We start from the raw sequence: 15,693 nt of genomic DNA, 5'->3' as shown, positions 1-15,693 counted from the left end.
GGAGCTCCTGTGGTGAGGATGTCTTGGAGGACAACCCTCTTCTACAGCAGCTCCGCTGCCTCGTTCACGGGCCTTGACGAACAGCCCCCGCCCTTCACTGAACGGCGTTGCTTCTAGGACCCCTCACACCGCCCCGCCCTCGACCGCCGCCCAGAAGTGCTCGACGATCCGGTCGAGGAAGCCGCGGCCGGCGTCCCGTGAGTCGTCGGCCGCGTTGCCGCCGCCCCCGCTGAGGGTGGCGACCATCTGCCCCTGGTACTCCTGGTGCAGCGACTGGAGTGCGTGCTCCAGCAGGCCGCGGTCCAGGGGCACGATCTTGCCGAGCGGGCGGACATAGCCCTGCCACCGCGTGGCGACCGCGCTGCGCAGCAGCTCCGCGAGCTTGGCCTCGCGCCCGGTGACCGTCACCAGGTCGGGCAGCGCGAGCTCCAGCACGTCCGCGAGCGCGGCGGCCTGCCGCTCCGAGCCGCGCCACTGCCCGGTGTCCTCCATCCGCAGATACGAGTCGAGGTCGTGCCCGACCGCCCGCGCGACGTCCTCCGGTGCCAGGGCCCGCGCGATCCGGTGCTCGCGCAGCGTCCTCGGCCGCCCGATCAGCTCACCCGGCGAACACCACAGCACCCCCGCGAGCGCGGTGAGTTCGGGGCTGCTCGGGGTGAGCGCCCCGCGCTCCCAGGCGATGACGAGGTCCGGCGTCACATAGGGGAGCCCGTACGAGGCGCGCAGTCCGTAGGCGACGTGCTCCGGCCCCATGCCGAGCCCCGCCCTCAGTCTGCGGGCGGCGGGCGCGTTGAACGGCGGGCCGGGGTGGTTCGGTTGAGCTGTGGGTTGGTGCACGGGTCGACAAGGTAGGGGCGCGAGGTCCGTGGTGACTACGGGCTGTTCGGACACAATCACGCATTGTAGGAACGTACGGTTTTGGTTGTACGGGGGGTTACTTCGGGGTCACCTCTTGACGCCGAGTCCGGTTGGCCGGACGGGGAGTGGCGTGGCTAGTCCGGGAGTGCGGCGGCTTGGGCGCGGGCTTCTGCGGCTTCGTCGGGGGCGTTGGCTCGGGTGTAGGCGTCGGCGGCCTGGAGGAAGTGGGCGCGGGCCTCGGACCGGCGGTCGGCGGCGCTGTGGATGAAGCCCATGTTGACGAGGGCCAGGCCCTCGCGGTAGTGGTCCTCGAACTCTCGGAAGATCACGAGGGCCGCCGCGAACGCCTCGGCCGCCTCCTCCATCTGGGCTGCCAGACGAGCAGAAGACACGGATCGGGTTCCGGGACAACCTGCTGTACGTGACCCTCGCGGTCGTGGCCGCCGTCGTCGCCGCGGCGGCCCAGGCCAAGGAGCCCGCGATGCTGTTGGCGCTGCGGCCGGTGTGCGTGGTGCTGGGGTGGACGTACCTCGTCAACGACGAGAAGATCTCGGCGATCGGGCTGTACGTGCGCGACGAGCTGGGGCCCCGGCTCGCCCAACTCGCCGCGCAGGGAACCGACTTCTCCACCTTCGGCTGGGAGGCGTTCCACCGGCGTGACACACGGCGCCGGTCCCGCAAGGTGATCCAGTGCGTGGTGGACCTGGTCGCGTTCTGCGTCGTGCCGCTCGCCGCGCTCGTGGTGCTCTGGGCCGGCGGGGACGGCGGAGGGCTGATGCTCGGACTGTCGGTGGTGGAGGCGCTGGCCGTCTGCGGCCTCGGGGTACAGGTCGTGCTCTACACCAGGCCGGCGGGACCGGCACTGACTCCGTCCTGACAACGTACGGTCGGTGCCCAGGAACGCGGCTTCACCGGCGGCCCGCGCCTAACGCCCCCGCCCCCACCGATAGACCAACTCCGGCCTCCCCACCTGCCCGTACAGCGGACTCCGCCCCGCCCGCCCCGCCTGCACCAGGTGCTCCAGGTACCGCCGCGCGGTGATCCGCGAGATCCCCACCGCCTCCGCGACCCCGGCGGCGGTGAGGCCCTCCGGCGCCTCCCGCAGGGTGGCCGTCACCCGCTCCAGCGTCGGCGCGCTCAGCCCCTTCGGCAGCGCCGCGGGCCCCGGTGCTCGCAACGCGGCCAGGGCCCGGTCCACCTCGTCCTGACCGCTCGCCTCGCCCGCGGCACCCCGGAACTCGGCGTAACGCACCAGCCGGTCCCGCAGCGTCGCGAAGGTGAACGGCTTCAGGACGTACTGCACGACCCCCAGCGACACCCCCTCCCGCACCACGCCCAGATCGCGTGCCGAGGTCACCGCGATGACGTCGGCGTGGTACCCGGCCGCCCGCAGCGAGCGCGCCAGGTGCAGCCCGTGCCCGTCCGGCAGGTGCAGGTCCAGCAGGAGCAGGTCGACCGGGGTGCGCTCCAGCGCCCGCCGGGCCTCCGCTCCCGTGTGCGCCTTGCCCACCGCCACGAACCCGGGCACCCGCCCGACGTACAGCACATGCGCGTCGGCGGCGACCGGGTCGTCCTCCACGACCAGGACACGGATGGGCTCCGGGCCGCTCACGCCCGGCCCCCGCCCACCGGCGCCGGCCGCAGCGGCAGCCGTACCTCGAACGACGCCCCGCCGCCCGCGGCCTCGGTGACGGTCAGGGTCCCCTCGTGGCGGTGCGCGGCCTGCCGGACCAGTGCGAGCCCGAGGCCCCGGCCGCCCGGCCCGGCCGGCTTGGTCGAGTAGCCGCGCTGGAAGAGGAGTTCGGAGTGCGCGGCGTCCACGCCCTCGCCCGTGTCCGTGACCCGCAGCACCAACGCCGACGAGCCTTCCGTGCACACCGCCACCGTGACCCGCGCCCCGGCACTGCCCTGGGCCGCGTCCACCGCGTTGTCGATCAGGTTCCCCAGGATCGTCACCAGGTCCCGCGCGGGCAGGGCCTCCGGCAGCAGACCGTCGTCCAGGCCGCCCTCCTGCGACACCACCAGCTCCACGCCCCGCTCGTTGGCCTGCGCGGTCTTGCCCAGCAGCAGGGCGGCCAGCACGGGCTCGCTCACCGCGGCGACGACCTGGTCGGTCAGCGCCTGGGCCAGCTCCAGTTCGGCGGTCGCGAACTCCACGGCCTCCGCCGCCCGGCCCAGTTCGATCAGGGACACGACCGTGTGCAGCCGGTTCGCCGCCTCGTGCGCCTGGGAGCGCAGGGCCTGGGTGAAGCCGCGTTCGGAGTCCAGCTCGCCCATCAGGGACTGGAGTTCGGTGACGTCCCGCAGCGTCACCACCGTGCCGCGGCGCTCACCGCCGGACACCGGGGACGTGTTCACGACCAGCACCCGGTCGGCCGTCAGATGCACCTCGTCCACGCGGGGCTCCGAGGACAACAGCGCCCCCGTCAGCGGCGCGGGCAGCCCGAGCTCGGCCACCGACCGGCCGACCACCTCCCCGGACACCCCGAGCAGCTCCCGCCCTCCGTCGTTGATCAGCGCCACCCGGTACTGCCCGTCCAGCATCAGCAGCCCCTCGCGGACCGCGTGCAGCGCGGCCTGGTGGTAGTCGTGCATATGGCTCAGCTCGGTGGCGTTCATGCCGTGCGTGTGGCGGCGCAGCCGGGCGTTGACGACGTAGGTGCCGATCGCGCCCAGGGCCAGGGCCCCGGCCGCCACGCCGATCAGCGCGGTGAGCTGCTCGGAGACCCGGCGGCTGATGGCCTCGACCTTGATGCCCGCGGAGACCAGGCCGATGACACGGCCGTCGTCCGTGACGGGGGCGACCGCGCGCACGGACGGGCCGAGCGTGCCGGTGTAGGTCTCGGTGAAGGGCCGGCCCCGCTGGGCGGGGGCGATGTGACCGAGGAAGCGTTTGCCTATCTGCCGCTCGTCGGGGTGGGTCCAGCGGATGCCCCGCGGGTTCATGATCGTGACGAAGTCGACGTCCGCGTCCCGCACCACGGCCAGCGCGTACGGCTGGAGCCGCGCGGTCGGGTCGGAGCTGCGGATCGCCGCGTGCACCGAGGGCGCGTCGGCCACCGAGCGGGCCACGGCCATGGCCTGCCGGCCCGCCGCCTCCTCGGCCTGGCTGCGGTCGCTGACGTACGTGAACAGGGCGTATCCCGCGACCACGACGGCGAGCAGCACGGCCTGGACGGCGAAGAGCTGTCCGGCCAGGCTGCGGGGTCTGGGCAGGCGGGGGCGCATGCCGTCAGTGTGCCTCGCCCCCCGAGCACGCGGTAAATGCCCTCGCGCGTGAACTCAATGAACGGAAGGGTGACCGCCCTCACACCGCGCGAGATGCTCACGGCATTCCCCCACACCCCCGGACGTGAGCCGCACGCCGGTGATGACGAAGACGTCAAGGAGGGCAGCCGTGGCCGCCAGCACCCCCGTAACGGCACCCGCAGTGAAACGGGACCGCACGCACTATCTCTACATCGCGGTGATCGTCGCGGTCGCCCTCGGAATCACCGTGGGCCTGATCGCCCCCGACTTCGCGGTCGAGCTGAAGCCGATCGGCACCGGGTTCGTGAACCTGATCAAGATGATGATCGCGCCGATCATCTTCTGCACGATCGTGCTGGGCATCGGATCGGTCCGCAAGGCCGCCAAGGTCGGCGCGGTCGGCGGTATCGCGCTCGTCTACTTCCTCGCGATGTCGCTGGTGGCGCTCACCATCGGCCTGCTGGTCGGCAACATCCTGGATCCGGGAACCGGCCTCGCGGTCACCGACGCGGTCAAGGAGACCGGGCAGGCGCAGGTCTCGCCGGAGGCCAAGGACACCACCGAGTTCCTGCTCGGCATCATCCCGACCACGATCGTCTCCGCCTTCACCGAGGGCGAGGTGCTCCAGGCGCTGCTGATCGCGCTGCTCGTCGGCTTCGCGCTCCAGGCGATGGGCCCGACCGGCCAGCCGATCCTGCGCGGGGTCGAGCACATCCAGCGGCTGGTCTTCCGTGTCCTCGCGATGGTGATGTGGGCCGCCCCCATCGGTGCCTTCGGCGCCATCGCGGCCGTCACCGGCTCGGCCGGAGTGGACGCGCTCAAGAGCCTGGCCGTGCTGATGCTCGGCTTCTACGTCACCTGCTTCCTGTTCGTGTTCGTGGTGCTGGGCACGCTGGTGCGGATCGTCGCCGGGCTGAACATCCTCACCCTGTTCAAGTACCTGGGCCGCGAGTTCCTGCTGATCCTGTCGACCTCGTCCTCGGAGTCCGCGCTGCCGCGGCTCATCGCCAAGATGGAGCACCTCGGCGTCAGCAAGCCGGTGGTCGGCATCACCGTCCCGACCGGCTACTCCTTCAACCTCGACGGCACCATGATCTACATGACCATGGCCTCGCTGTTCATCGCCGACGCGATGGGGACGCCGATGTCCGTCGGTGAGCAGATCCCGCTGCTGCTCTTCCTGCTGGTCGCCTCCAAGGGCGCGGCCGGTGTCACCGGCGCGGGTCTGGCCACGCTGGCCGGCGGCCTGCAGTCCCACAAGCCCGCCCTGGTCGACGGCATCGGCCTGATCGTCGGCATCGACCGCTTCATGAGCGAGGCCCGCGCCCTGACCAACTTCGCGGGCAACGCCGTCGCCACGGTGCTGGTCGGCACCTGGACCAAGGAGATCGACAAGGAGCGGGTCGCCGAGGTGCTGGCGGGCCTGCTGCCGTTCGACGAGGAGACACTGCTGGACGAGGACGCCGCCGCCACGCCCGCGGCCGAGGTTCCCGACCAGCGCGAGGAACTGGCCAAGGCCTGACCGACCCCATTCCACCCGCGGCTCCAACCCGGATCGCGGCGGAGACCCCAATAGGGGCGCGGGGAACTGCGCGAAAACCACGACCCACCCGCACCCGGATCCGACACGAGGACCCCCACAGGGGCGCGGGGAACTGCGCGAACCCCACGACGCACCGGCACCCGGATCCGACGCGAAGACCCCCAATAGGGGCGCGGGGAACGGCGCGAAAACCACGACCCACCCGCACCCGGATCCGACACGAGGACCCCCACAGGGGCGCGGGGAACTGCGCGAACCCCACAACGCACCCGCACCCAGAACCACCGCGAAGCGACCCCGCTCCCCAAGCGGAGGACCCCGTCCGGAAGGCCGGACCGCCACCCCCCGTCCGGAGGGCCGGACCCCGCCTTCCGTCCCGTACGCCGGACGCCCGGCCCCACCTGAACCGGGGCCGGGCGCCCGGTCGTCCGCACCGCACCGCCCCCTACACGCTCAGCGCGGCCACAAGCTCGTCGGCGCGAGACGCGGGCACACCCGCCGCGGTCAGGACGGTGACGGCCGCCGCGCGGCCCGCCTCGCGACGGCCGAGCAGCCCGTCGTTGACCGCCTCCAGGCGGCACCCGGCACCCGACACCGGCACCCGACACCGGCACCCGACACCGGCACCCGACACCGGCACCCGGCGCCGACGCCTCAGCCCAGATCCGCCAGCGCCTTCGGCAGCCGCCCCGTGTGCAGCACCCCCAGCCGCTGGGTCGCCCGGGTCAGCGCCACATACAGGTCGCTCGTGCCGTACAGCCCCGGCTCGACCACGAGCACCGAGTCGAACTCCAGGCCCTTCGACTGGCGGGGGTCGAGCAGGACGACCGTCCGGGTCAGGTCGGGCTCGCCGTCGGCCGTGACGCCGTCCAGGCGGGCCGCCAGCCTGCGGTGCAGATGGCGCGGGGCGACGACCGCCAGGCGGCCCTCGGCCGGGGTCAGTTCGGCCACCGCCCCGGCCACCGCGGCCGGCAGGTCGTCCGTGGCGCGGATCCAGGGACGTACACCCGTGGAGCGCACCGAGCGCGGCGGCTCGAAGTCCGGCTGCTCGGCCCGTACGACGGCGGCCGCCAGGTCCATGATCTCGGCGGGGGTGCGGTAGTTGACGCCCAGCCGGGTGTGCTCCCAGCGGTCCTCGACGTACGGCTGGAGGATGTCCTGCCAGGAACCGACACCGGCCGCCTCGGCGGTCTGGGCCGGGTCGCCCACCAGCGTCATCGAGCGGGTCGGGCTGCGCCGCATCAGCATCCGCCAGGCCATAGGCGACAGCTCCTGCGCCTCGTCGACGATGATGTGCCCGAACGCCCAGGTCCGGTCGGCCGCCGCGCGTTCGGCGGCACTGCGGTGGTCGTCCTCCTCCTGCCGTTCGGCGAACCGCTCGGCGTCGATGATGTCGTGGGCCGACAGCACCTCGCTGTCCTCGTCGTCCTTGTCGTCGAACTCGTACGTCCGCGACGCGTACGACACGTCCAGCACGCCCTGGGCGTAGGCGACCTGCGTCTCGCGCTCAAGCTCCGCCCGCGCCCGCGCCGACCGGTCGTCATCGCCGAGGAGTTCGGCGGCCTCGTCCAGCAGCGGTACGTCCGAGACGGTCCACGCGCGCGTCACCGGGCGGCGGACCGCGTCCGCGTCCTCGTCGCTGAGGTATCCCCCGGGGTCTGCGAGGAAGTCCGCGACGAGGCGCTGCGGACTCAGCCGCGGCCACAACTGATCGATCGCCGACCAGACTTCGGGGTTCTCGGCGAGTTCGTCGCGGATCTGGGTGACGTCACTGGCGTCGAGCATGCTGGAGCCGTCGTACGGGTCGGTGCCCACGCGCTCGGCGTACAGGTCGGTGAGGGTGTTCAGGATGTGGCCCTCGAAGTGCTCGCGGGCCGTGTTGTGCGGGAGCCCCGCGGCGCGGGTCCGCTCGCGGGCGACCTTCACCAGGCCGTCGTCGAGCATCAGGATCTCCCGGTCGTGCTCGATCGTGACGACCGGGTCGGGCAGCGACTGCCAGTCGCGGACGACGTCGGCGAGGACGTCCGCCATGGCCGCGCGGCCCTTCACCGCGGCGGCCGCGCGGGTGTCGGTCGCGGTCGCCCGCACCCCGGGGAACAGCTCGCCGACGGTCGCGAGGAGCACACCGGTCTCGCCGAGGGCGGGCAGCACCTCGCCGATGTAGCCGAGGAAGGCCGGGTTGGGGCCGACGATCAGCACGGCCCGCCGGGCGAGCAGCTCGCGGTGCTCGTAGAGGAGGAAGGCCGCCCGGTGCAGGGCGACCGCGGTCTTGCCGGTGCCGGGCCCGCCCTCGACCACGAGCACGCCCCGGTGCGGCGCGCGGATGATCTCGTCCTGCGCGGCCTGGATGGTCTGCACGATGTCGCTCATCCGCCCGGTGCGGGCGGAGTCGAGCGCGGCGAGCAGCACGGCGTCGCCGGCCGGGTCCTCGTGGCCGGTGCGCTCCCGGTCGCCCACGTCGAGGAACTCGTCGTGCAGGGCGGTCACCCGGCGGCCGTCGGTGGTGATGTGGCGGCGCCGGCGCAGCCCCATCGGGGTGTGGCCGGTGGCCAGGTAGAACGGCCGGGCCACGTCCGCGCGCCAGTCGATCAGGACGGGCGTGCGCTCGGCGTCGTCGCGGCGCAGCCCGATCCGCCCGATGTGGTGGCTGTCGCCCGCGGCGAGGTCGATCCGGCCGAAGCACAGCGAGCCGTCCACGGCGTTCAGCGCGGCGAGCAGCCCCGAACGCTCGGCGACCAGGATGTCCCGCTCCAGGCGGGCCTGCATCGGCTTGTCGCCCTGTCCCAGCGCGTCGGCGACGGAGGTCTCGGCGTCGCCGCGCAGCGCGTCGACACGGGAGTAGAGCCCGTCGATGAATTCCTGCTCAGCTCGGATTTCCCTGCTGTTTCCGTCACTGTTCTCAACGCTGTTTGACAATTCCACTCCCGCGCCGATATACTGTGCTCACCGAACTTCACAGCGACTCAATTCCCTTGAAGTCGCGAACTCTTGAATATACGCAAAGAAATCCCCCGGATGCAATTGTCCGGGGGATTCTTCGTGAGGTCGCCCGAGTTCGGGGCGCGTCACGGCACTTCAGAGCACGTCGGCGAGTTCCTCCAGCAGCCGCCGCTTGGGGCGGGCGCCCACCATCGCCTTCACCGGCTCGCCCTCGTGGAAGACCATGAATGTCGGCATGGACAGCACCCCGTACGCGTTCGTCGTCTCCGGGCTGGTGTCCACGTTCAGCTGGACCACCTTCAGCCGCTCGCGCGTCTCCTCGGCCAGCGCGCTGATCACCGGCCCCATCTGCCGGCACGGCGGGCACCAGTCGGCGGTGAACTCCACCAGTACCGGCAGGTCCGCCCCGATCACCTCCGCCGCGAAGTCCGCGTCCGTCACCTCTGCCACACCCGCTGCCTTGATCACAGCCCTTGCCCTCCCAGTTCGCACAGTGGTGGTTCTCCTTCGGCGCCGGCGAGCCGCACTCCGATCTTGGCCCGGACCGCCTGCAACTCGCCGATCAGCGCGTCCAGTTCGTCCAGCTTGCGCCGGTAGACCGCGATCGACGCCGGGCAGGCGTCGCCCTCCGGGTGCCCGGCCCGCAGACACTCCACGAACGGGCGTGTCTCCTCCAGGTCGAACCCGAAGTCCTGGAGCGTCCTGATCTGCCGGAGCAGCTTCAGGTCGCTCTCGTCGTATGTCCGGTATCCGTTGCCGCTGCGTCGTGCGGGCAGCAGCCCCCGTGACTCGTAGTACCGCAGCGTCCGGGTCGTGGTCCCGGCCCGAGCGGCCAGCTCGCCGATGCGCATGGGTACGAACGTAAGCCCTGACGCCGACGTCAAGGCAACAGCGGTTTGCGTTCCACCGGAGAGGTCAGCACGATCGAGGTCGTGGTGCGGCCCAGCGCGGAGACGGCCTCCAGCACCTCCTCCAGGTGGACCGTGTCGCGCACGGCGACCTTGAGGATCCAGCAGTCCTCGCCGACCACGTGGTGCACCTCGCTGATCTCGGGGCGCTCGATCAGCTCCAGGGTCCTCGGATGCTTGAGGGTGTAACCGCCGTGCGGGTTGACCCGGATGAAGGCCTGGATGCCGTAGCCGAGCCGGGCGGGGACCACCCGGGCGCCGTAGCCAGTGATCACGCCCGCCGCCTCCAGCCGCCGCACCCGTTCGGTGACCGCGGCCGGACTCAGCCGCACCCGCCGGCCCAGCTCGCTCAGCTTGATCCGGCCCTCGCTCTGGAGCAGATCGAGGATCTGCCGGTCCAGCGCGTCGAAGGCCACCGAGGTTTCGTGGGCGCCGCCGCGCGGATGCCGTGGTTCTTTCGGTACGGACGCCGGATTTCCCATCTTCTCCCCTTCAGGACCTGGTGCACGGCCAGGAGAATTATGGCCATGACAAAGGGGACTGAGGAAATGGCGCAGGAAGGCGGAGTTCCGGTGACGGCACGCGAGATATTGGTCATCGGTGGCAACCGGTACTTCGGAAAGCGGCTCATCGAACGGCTGCTGGCCGCGGGCGACCGGGTCACCGTCCTCAATCGCGGTTCGGCACCGCCCCCGCCCGGCGCCGAACACCTCGTCGCCGATCGCGACGACGAGGACGCGCTGTGTACCGCGCTCGGCTCGCGGACCTTCGACGTCGTCGTCGACCAGGTCTGCTACACCCCTCGCCAGGCCGCCGCCGCCCGCCGCGTGCTCACCGGCCGCACCCGGCGCTACATCATGACCTCCACGGTCGAGGTCTACGAGTACGAGGACTCCCTCGGCCTCGTGCGCGAGTCGGACCTCGACCCGCGCACGGTCCTGGTGGACCACGAACTCCCCTGGGACGACCCGGAGTTCCGCGAATCCGCCTACGGGGAGGGCAAGCGGCAGGCGGAGGCCGTGTTCGCGGCCGACCCCGCCTTCCCGTACACGGCCGTCCGTGTGGCCCATGTCCTTGGCGGCGGCGACGACTTCACCGGCCGCCTCGCCCACTACGTCGACCGGATCCGCACCGGGGAGCCCATCACCGTCCCCGCCGACAACTGCCCGGCGACCTACATCCACGTCGAGGAGATCACCGACTTCCTCCTGTGGACGGTCGGCCAGGACTTCACCGGCCCGGTCAACGCCGCCTCGCGCGGCACGCTCGTCACCGCCGACCTGTGCGCGGAGATCGCCGCCCACCTCCCCGAGGGCGAGGTCCGCTACCAGGAGGTCGAGGTGGGCGAGACCTCCCCGCTGTCCTTCCGCCGCGCGTACGGCATGGACAACTCCCGGGCCGTCGCGCTCGGTTACACCTTCGGCAGAGCCCGGCAGTGGCTCCCGCGAGCCGTCGCCGAGACCCTCGGTGCGGTTGGCTGACATGCGCCGGCGCACCCTCGGCGGCCTGCGGGCGAGCGCGATCGGGCTCGGCGCGATACCACTGTCCCCGGGTCCGGGGAACTGACGCGCCCGGGCGAGGCGGTTCGGTAGCGGCCGGCCTGCCGAACCGGCTGGAGCCCCTCGACCGCCAGGGCTCCAGCCGGGTCCTGCGGGCTCAGGCCGGTCGCAGCCACACCGTGGCAAGGGGTGGCAGGGTCAGGCGGATGCTCGCCGGGCGGCCCTGGGCGGGCTGGGGTTCCGGCTTGAGGGGGTCCGGGTGCGTCAGGCCCGAGCCGCCGTAGCGGGCGGAGTCGGTGTTGAGGACCTCCTGCCAGCCGAGGGCTTCGTCGGGCACGCCGAGGCGGTAGTCGTGGCGGACCACCGGGGAGAAGTTGCTGACCGACAGCAGTGGGGTGCCCTCGGCGTCCAGGCGCAGGAAGGCCAGGACGTTGTCGTCGGCGGCGTCCGAGGTGATCCACTGGAAGCCGGCCGGGTCCGCGTCCTGCTGCCACAGGGCCGGGGTCGCCCGGTAGGTGGTGTTCAGGTCACGGACCAGATCGCGCACGCCCCGGTGGTCCGGTTCGGCGCCGTAGGCCGGATCCAGCAGCCACCAGTCGGGGCCGTTCGCCTCGGACCACTCCGCGCCTTGCGCGAACTCCTGTCCCATGAAGAGGAGTTGCTTGCCCGGGTGGGCCCACATGAAGGCCAGGTAGGCGCGGTGGTCGGCGCGCTGCTGCCACCAGTCGCCCGGCATCTTCGACACCAGGGCCCGCTTGCCGTGCACGACCTCGTCGTGCGAGATGGGCAGCACGTAGTTCTCGCTGTACGCGTACACCATCGAGAACGTCAAGTCGTGGTGGTGGTACTTGCGGTGCACCGGCTCCTTGCCCATGTACTGCAAGGAGTCGTGCATCCAGCCCATGTTCCACTTCAGGCCGAAGCCGAGTCCGCCGAAGCCGCTCGGGCCCTTGTGGTGGGTGGCACGGGTGACGCCGTCCCACGCAGTCGACTCCTCCGCGATCGTCACGACACCCGGCGCCCTGCGGTAGACGGTGGCGTTCATCTCCTGGAGGAACGCCACCGCGTCCAGGTTCTCCCGGCCGCCGTGCTCGTTCGGCACCCACTGGCCCGGCTCGCGCGAGTAGTCCAGGTAGAGCATCGAGGCGACCGCGTCCACCCGCAGGCCGTCGATGTGGAACTCCTCGCACCAGTACACGGCGTTCGCCACCAGGAAGTTGCGCACCTCCCGGCGGCCGTAGTCGAACTCCAGGGTGCCCCAGTCGGGGTGCGCGGACTTCAGCGGATCCTCGTGCTCGTACAGCGGACGCCCGTCGAACTCCGCCAGGGCCCAGTCGTCACGCGGGAAGTGCGCCGGCACCCAGTCCATCAGGACACCGATCCCCGCCTGGTGCAGCTTGTCCACCAGGTACTTGAAGTCGTCCGGCGTGCCGAGCCGGGCCGTGGGCGCGTAGAAGCCGGTCACCTGGTAGCCCCACGAACCGCCGAAGGGGTGCTCGGCGATCGGCATCAGCTCCACGTGCGTGAAGCCGAGGTCCCTGACGTACGCCGGGAGCTGCTCCGCCAGTTGGCGGTAGGTCAGTCCGGGCCGCCAGGACGGCAGATGGACCTCGTAGACGGAGAACGGGGACTCGGTCACGGTGACCTCGCCGCGGCGCGCCAGCCAGTCCGCGTCGTCCCACTCGTAGCGCGAGGTGTGCACGATCGACGACGTGTGCGGCGGCGTCTCGGTGCGGCGCGCCAGCGGGTCCGCGCGCAGCGAGTGCGAGCCGTCGGGGCGGGTGATCTCGAACTTGTACAGCTCGCCCTCGCCGATCTCCGGCACGAACAGCTCCCACACGCCCGAGCCGCCCAGCGAGCGCATCGGGTAACCGGTGCCGTCCCAGAAGTTGAAGGTCCCCGCGACCCGCACGCCCCGCGCGTTCGGCGCCCACACCGAGAACCGGGTGCCCGTCACCCCCTGGTGCGTCATCGGCTCGGCGCCCAGCGCCTTCCACAGCTCCTCGTGCCGGCCCTCGCCGATCAGATGCAGATCCAGCTCGCCGACCGCGGGCAGGAACCGGTACGCGTCCTCCACCTCCCGCACCGTCCCGTCGTACGTCACCCGCAGCCGGTACTCCGGAACGTCCCGGAGCGGCAGCAGCCCCGAGAACAGGCCGTCCCCGTCGTCGTGCAGGTCGGCCCGCAGGTCGTCGGAGACGACGGTGACCGACAGGGCGTACGGCCGCAGGGCGCGGAAGACGACGCCCTGCGGGTGCAGATGCGCGCCGAGGACCGCGTGGGGGTCGTGATGGGTGCCGGCGAGCAGACGCTCGCGGTCGGCCGCGTCCAGGGCGGGGGAGGGGGCGAGGACGGCCGGGGCGGGGGCCGGGGCCTTCTTCGGGGTGCTCTTCCTCGCGGCGGTGGCGGGCTTCTTGGCGGCCGCGGTCTTCTTGGCGGTGGCGGTCTTCTTCGCGGCCGGGGCCGTCGCCTTCCTGGCGGTGCCGGCCGTCGTCCTCTTCGCCGCGGCCGGCGACTTCTTGGCGGCCGGTGCCTTCTTCCCGGCGGCGGCCGTCGCGGGCTTCTTCGCCGCGGCCGTCGTCGCCTTCTTCGCCGCCGGGACCTTCTTGGCCGCGGCCTTCTTGGCGGGCGCCGCCTTCTTGGGCGGTGCCGCCTTCTTCACGGGCGCCGCCTTCTGCGCCGGGATCTTCTCCTCGGTCGTCTGCTCGGCCGTGTCGTTCGGGAGCGGGCCGCTGGACGGGGAGCTGGGGGTCACGGACGGAGCCTCCTAGGCGAGGGTCTCGGGGGGTGGGAGGGGGTCAGGACGGGTCGGGGGACGCGAGCCGGCGCACCGCGGAGAGCGGGACCGGAAGCCAGTCGGGGCGGTGCCGGGCCTCGTAGACCACTTCATAAACCGCCTTGTCCGTCTCATAGGCACGCAGAAGCACCGATTCGCCCCGTGGATCCGACCCGGATGCCTCCGCGTACCCGGCGCAGTAGGCGTCCCGGCAGGCCCGTGCCCAGTCCGGCGCGGGCGGGCTCGCGGAGTGGGCGGCGTAGTCGAAGGAACGCAGCATGCCCGCGACGTCCCGCACGGTCGGCTGCGGCATCCGCCGCTCGGCCAGCGGCTTCGCGGGCTCGCCCTCGAAGTCGATCAGCGACCACCGGCCCGAGGCCGAGCGCAGACACTGCCCGAGGTGCAGATCCCCGTGGATGCGCTGGGCGGTCCAGGTGTGGCCCCTGGCGGACAGCACGGTCACCGCGTCGAACGCCGTGCGCAGCCCGGAGGCGTACGGGCGCAGCGCCGGTACCGCCTGCGTGGCCGCGTCCAGCTGGTTCCGCATGCCGATGACCAGCGGTTCCACCTGGGCGCGGCCCAGCGTGACGGTGGGCAGCGCGCAGGCGAGCGCCGCGTGGACCTCGGCCGTGGCCCGGCCCAGCGCCCGCGCCTCGGCGGTGAAGTCCTCGCCCTTGGCCAGCCGGCTCAGCGCCAGCTCCCAGCCGTCCGCCGCGCCCTGCACGAACGGCTGGAGCACGCCCAGGACGTACGCCTCGTCGTCCAGCTCGGCCCGGATCCACGCCGTCGGCGCGGGCACCCGCGCGCAGTCCTCCCGGGCCAGCGCCAGCGGTAGCTCCAGGTCGGGATTGACCCCGGGCACGACCCGGCGCAACAGCTTCAGAATGAACGTATCTCCGTAGACGACGGAGGAGTTGGACTGTTCGGACGTCACCAGCCGCGGCACCAGTCCCGATCGGATCTCCTGTCCGGGGTCGCCCTCGAAGCGCAGCACGCCGACCCGGGCCCGGGTGCGCAGCGCCTCCAGCAGGACGTCGGCGGGGCGCGGGTCGTACAGGGCGTCGTACACCGTGCGGCCGGCGAGCGGGCCGCTCGGCACATGCCCGATCAGCGCGGGCGCGAGCCGGGGCGGCAGCGCCTCGCGCGCTCCTATCAGGAACTGGTAGCAGTCGCCGGGATGGGGCCGCTCGCCCGGCGGCGCGGGCTGATGGGCGCGGACGATCAGGTGGTAGAGGCCCAGTGGGCTGTCGCAGGGCAGCAGTTCGGTGGCCGCCACCAGGGAGAGACCGGTGACCGGGCGTCCCTTGCCCGCGAACCAGCGTTGTCTGGGCAGCCAGGCGCGCAGCAGCGGTTCGAGTGAGGCGAGCAGACCGGCGCGGGCGGTCGCGGGGCGGGTGACGGCTTCCGACATGGCGTGCGTCCTTTCCCCATGTGCGGTGCGCCTCAAGGGAGCTCCGGCCCTCTCGGCTCACGCGATGGGCGGGGTGTTACTGATGCGTGCCCCGGGCGGGACGGGAGTAACCGCCCCGCCCCGGGCTGTGGGACCCGGTGTCCGGATCAGGCCTGCCCGGCGTCCTTGCGGAGCCGGAACCAGTAGAAGCCGTGGCCCGCCAGGGTCAGCAGATACGGCAGCTCACCGATGGCGGGGAACCGCACCCCGCCGATCAGCTCGACCGGATGGCGTCCGTTGAACCTCCGCAGGTCCAGCTCGGTCGGCTGGGGGAAGCGGGAGAAGTTGTGGACGCACAGCACCAGGTCGTCGCCGTATTCGCGCAGGAACGCGAGGACCGCCGGGTTGGAGGACTGGAGCTCGGTGTACGAGCCCAGCCCGAAGGCGGGGTTCTGCTTGCGGATCTCGATCATGCGGCGGGTCCAGTGCAGCAGCGAGGAGGGCGACGACATCGACGCCTCCACGTTGGT

15 protein-coding genes are annotated in these 15,693 nt (G+C 72.1%); 3 read left to right on the top strand and 12 right to left on the bottom strand.

The annotated features are described in order from the left end of the window. Positions 1-123: 123 nt before the first annotated feature. Together ABZZ79_RS38990 and ABZZ79_RS38985 are read right to left on the bottom strand one after the other, a co-directional pair. Complete coding sequence (locus tag ABZZ79_RS38990) at positions 124-837, bottom strand: helix-turn-helix transcriptional regulator (protein WP_356697329.1); 714 nt, start codon at positions 835-837, stop codon at positions 124-126. Between the two features lie 155 nt (positions 838-992). Continuing rightward, positions 993-1,250, bottom strand: coding sequence for a hypothetical protein (locus ABZZ79_RS38985; RefSeq protein WP_356697327.1), 258 nt, complete (start codon positions 1,248-1,250; stop codon positions 993-995). Between ABZZ79_RS38985 and ABZZ79_RS38980 the strand changes: the two genes are divergently transcribed. Next, positions 1,229-1,735, top strand: coding sequence for a hypothetical protein (locus ABZZ79_RS38980; protein WP_356697335.1), 507 nt, complete (start codon positions 1,229-1,231; stop codon positions 1,733-1,735). The genes ABZZ79_RS38985 and ABZZ79_RS38980 overlap by 22 nt on opposite strands. Positions 1,736-1,783: 48 nt before the next feature. Here ABZZ79_RS38980 and ABZZ79_RS38975 read toward each other — a convergent pair whose 3' ends face one another. Together ABZZ79_RS38975 and ABZZ79_RS38970 are read right to left on the bottom strand one after the other, a co-directional pair. Then, positions 1,784-2,470 (bottom strand): response regulator, encoded by a 687-nt coding sequence (locus tag ABZZ79_RS38975; protein WP_356697325.1) that lies wholly within the window; start codon positions 2,468-2,470, stop codon positions 1,784-1,786. After that, positions 2,467-4,086 carry a sensor histidine kinase gene (locus ABZZ79_RS38970; protein ID WP_356697323.1) on the bottom strand — a complete coding sequence of 540 codons (1,620 nt, stop codon included), beginning with the start codon at positions 4,084-4,086 and terminating at the stop codon, positions 2,467-2,469. Before ABZZ79_RS38970 ends, ABZZ79_RS38975 begins: the two co-directional genes overlap by 4 nt. Positions 4,087-4,255: 169 nt before the next feature. Here ABZZ79_RS38970 and ABZZ79_RS38965 point away from each other — a divergent pair, with 169 nt between their 5' ends. After that, positions 4,256-5,629 (top strand): cation:dicarboxylase symporter family transporter, encoded by a 1,374-nt coding sequence (locus tag ABZZ79_RS38965; protein WP_356697321.1) that lies wholly within the window; start codon positions 4,256-4,258, stop codon positions 5,627-5,629. 466 nt (positions 5,630-6,095) lie between these two features. On the opposite strand, the gene ABZZ79_RS38960 is transcribed toward ABZZ79_RS38965, so the two are convergent. The 5 genes from ABZZ79_RS38960 to ABZZ79_RS38940 all read right to left on the bottom strand — a co-directional run bounded on the left by ABZZ79_RS38960 (position 6,096) and on the right by ABZZ79_RS38940 (position 9,914). After that, entirely contained in the window at positions 6,096-6,251 is a 156-nt protein-coding gene (locus ABZZ79_RS38960) for a hypothetical protein (protein WP_356697319.1), read from the bottom strand. A 53-nt stretch (positions 6,252-6,304) separates the two neighbouring features. Beyond that, complete coding sequence (locus ABZZ79_RS38955) at positions 6,305-8,524, bottom strand: ATP-dependent DNA helicase (protein WP_356697333.1); 2,220 nt, start codon at positions 8,522-8,524, stop codon at positions 6,305-6,307. Between the two features lie 201 nt (positions 8,525-8,725). Beyond that, the gene (locus ABZZ79_RS38950; protein WP_356697317.1) at positions 8,726-9,058 is read right to left on the bottom strand and encodes a thioredoxin domain-containing protein; all 333 of its coding nucleotides are present in this window, start codon (positions 9,056-9,058) and stop codon (positions 8,726-8,728) included. Further along, complete coding sequence (locus ABZZ79_RS38945; protein ID WP_356697315.1) at positions 9,055-9,441, bottom strand: MerR family transcriptional regulator; 387 nt, start codon at positions 9,439-9,441, stop codon at positions 9,055-9,057. The genes ABZZ79_RS38950 and ABZZ79_RS38945 overlap by 4 nt, the downstream gene beginning before the upstream one ends. A gap of 29 nt (positions 9,442-9,470) precedes the next feature. Further along, the gene (locus ABZZ79_RS38940; protein WP_356697331.1) at positions 9,471-9,914 is read right to left on the bottom strand and encodes an Lrp/AsnC family transcriptional regulator; all 444 of its coding nucleotides are present in this window, start codon (positions 9,912-9,914) and stop codon (positions 9,471-9,473) included. A 111-nt stretch (positions 9,915-10,025) separates the two neighbouring features. Between ABZZ79_RS38940 and ABZZ79_RS38935 the strand changes: the two genes are divergently transcribed. Continuing rightward, positions 10,026-10,979, top strand: a complete 954-nt coding sequence (locus ABZZ79_RS38935; protein ID WP_356697313.1) for an NAD-dependent epimerase/dehydratase family protein — start codon at positions 10,026-10,028, stop codon at positions 10,977-10,979. 175 nt (positions 10,980-11,154) lie between these two features. Here ABZZ79_RS38935 and glgB read toward each other — a convergent pair whose 3' ends face one another. The 3 genes from glgB to ABZZ79_RS38920 all read right to left on the bottom strand — a co-directional run. Further along, positions 11,155-13,752 carry a 1,4-alpha-glucan branching enzyme gene (glgB, locus tag ABZZ79_RS38930; protein WP_356697311.1) on the bottom strand — a complete coding sequence of 866 codons (2,598 nt, stop codon included), beginning with the start codon at positions 13,750-13,752 and terminating at the stop codon, positions 11,155-11,157. A 43-nt stretch (positions 13,753-13,795) separates the two neighbouring features. Then, entirely contained in the window at positions 13,796-15,184 is a 1,389-nt protein-coding gene (locus ABZZ79_RS38925) for a maltokinase (protein ID WP_356697309.1), read from the bottom strand. A 146-nt stretch (positions 15,185-15,330) separates the two neighbouring features. Continuing rightward, positions 15,331-15,693: alpha-glucosidase C-terminal domain-containing protein (locus tag ABZZ79_RS38920; protein WP_356697307.1), on the bottom strand; the 363-nt coding region annotated here is incomplete at its 5' end.

This window comes from Streptomyces sp. NPDC006458, from assembly GCF_040612135.1.
Lineage (GTDB): Bacteria > Actinomycetota > Actinomycetes > Streptomycetales > Streptomycetaceae > Streptomyces.
The sequence above is the reverse complement of the archived record's forward strand: the minus strand, read 5'-3'. Positions and strand labels throughout refer to the sequence as shown.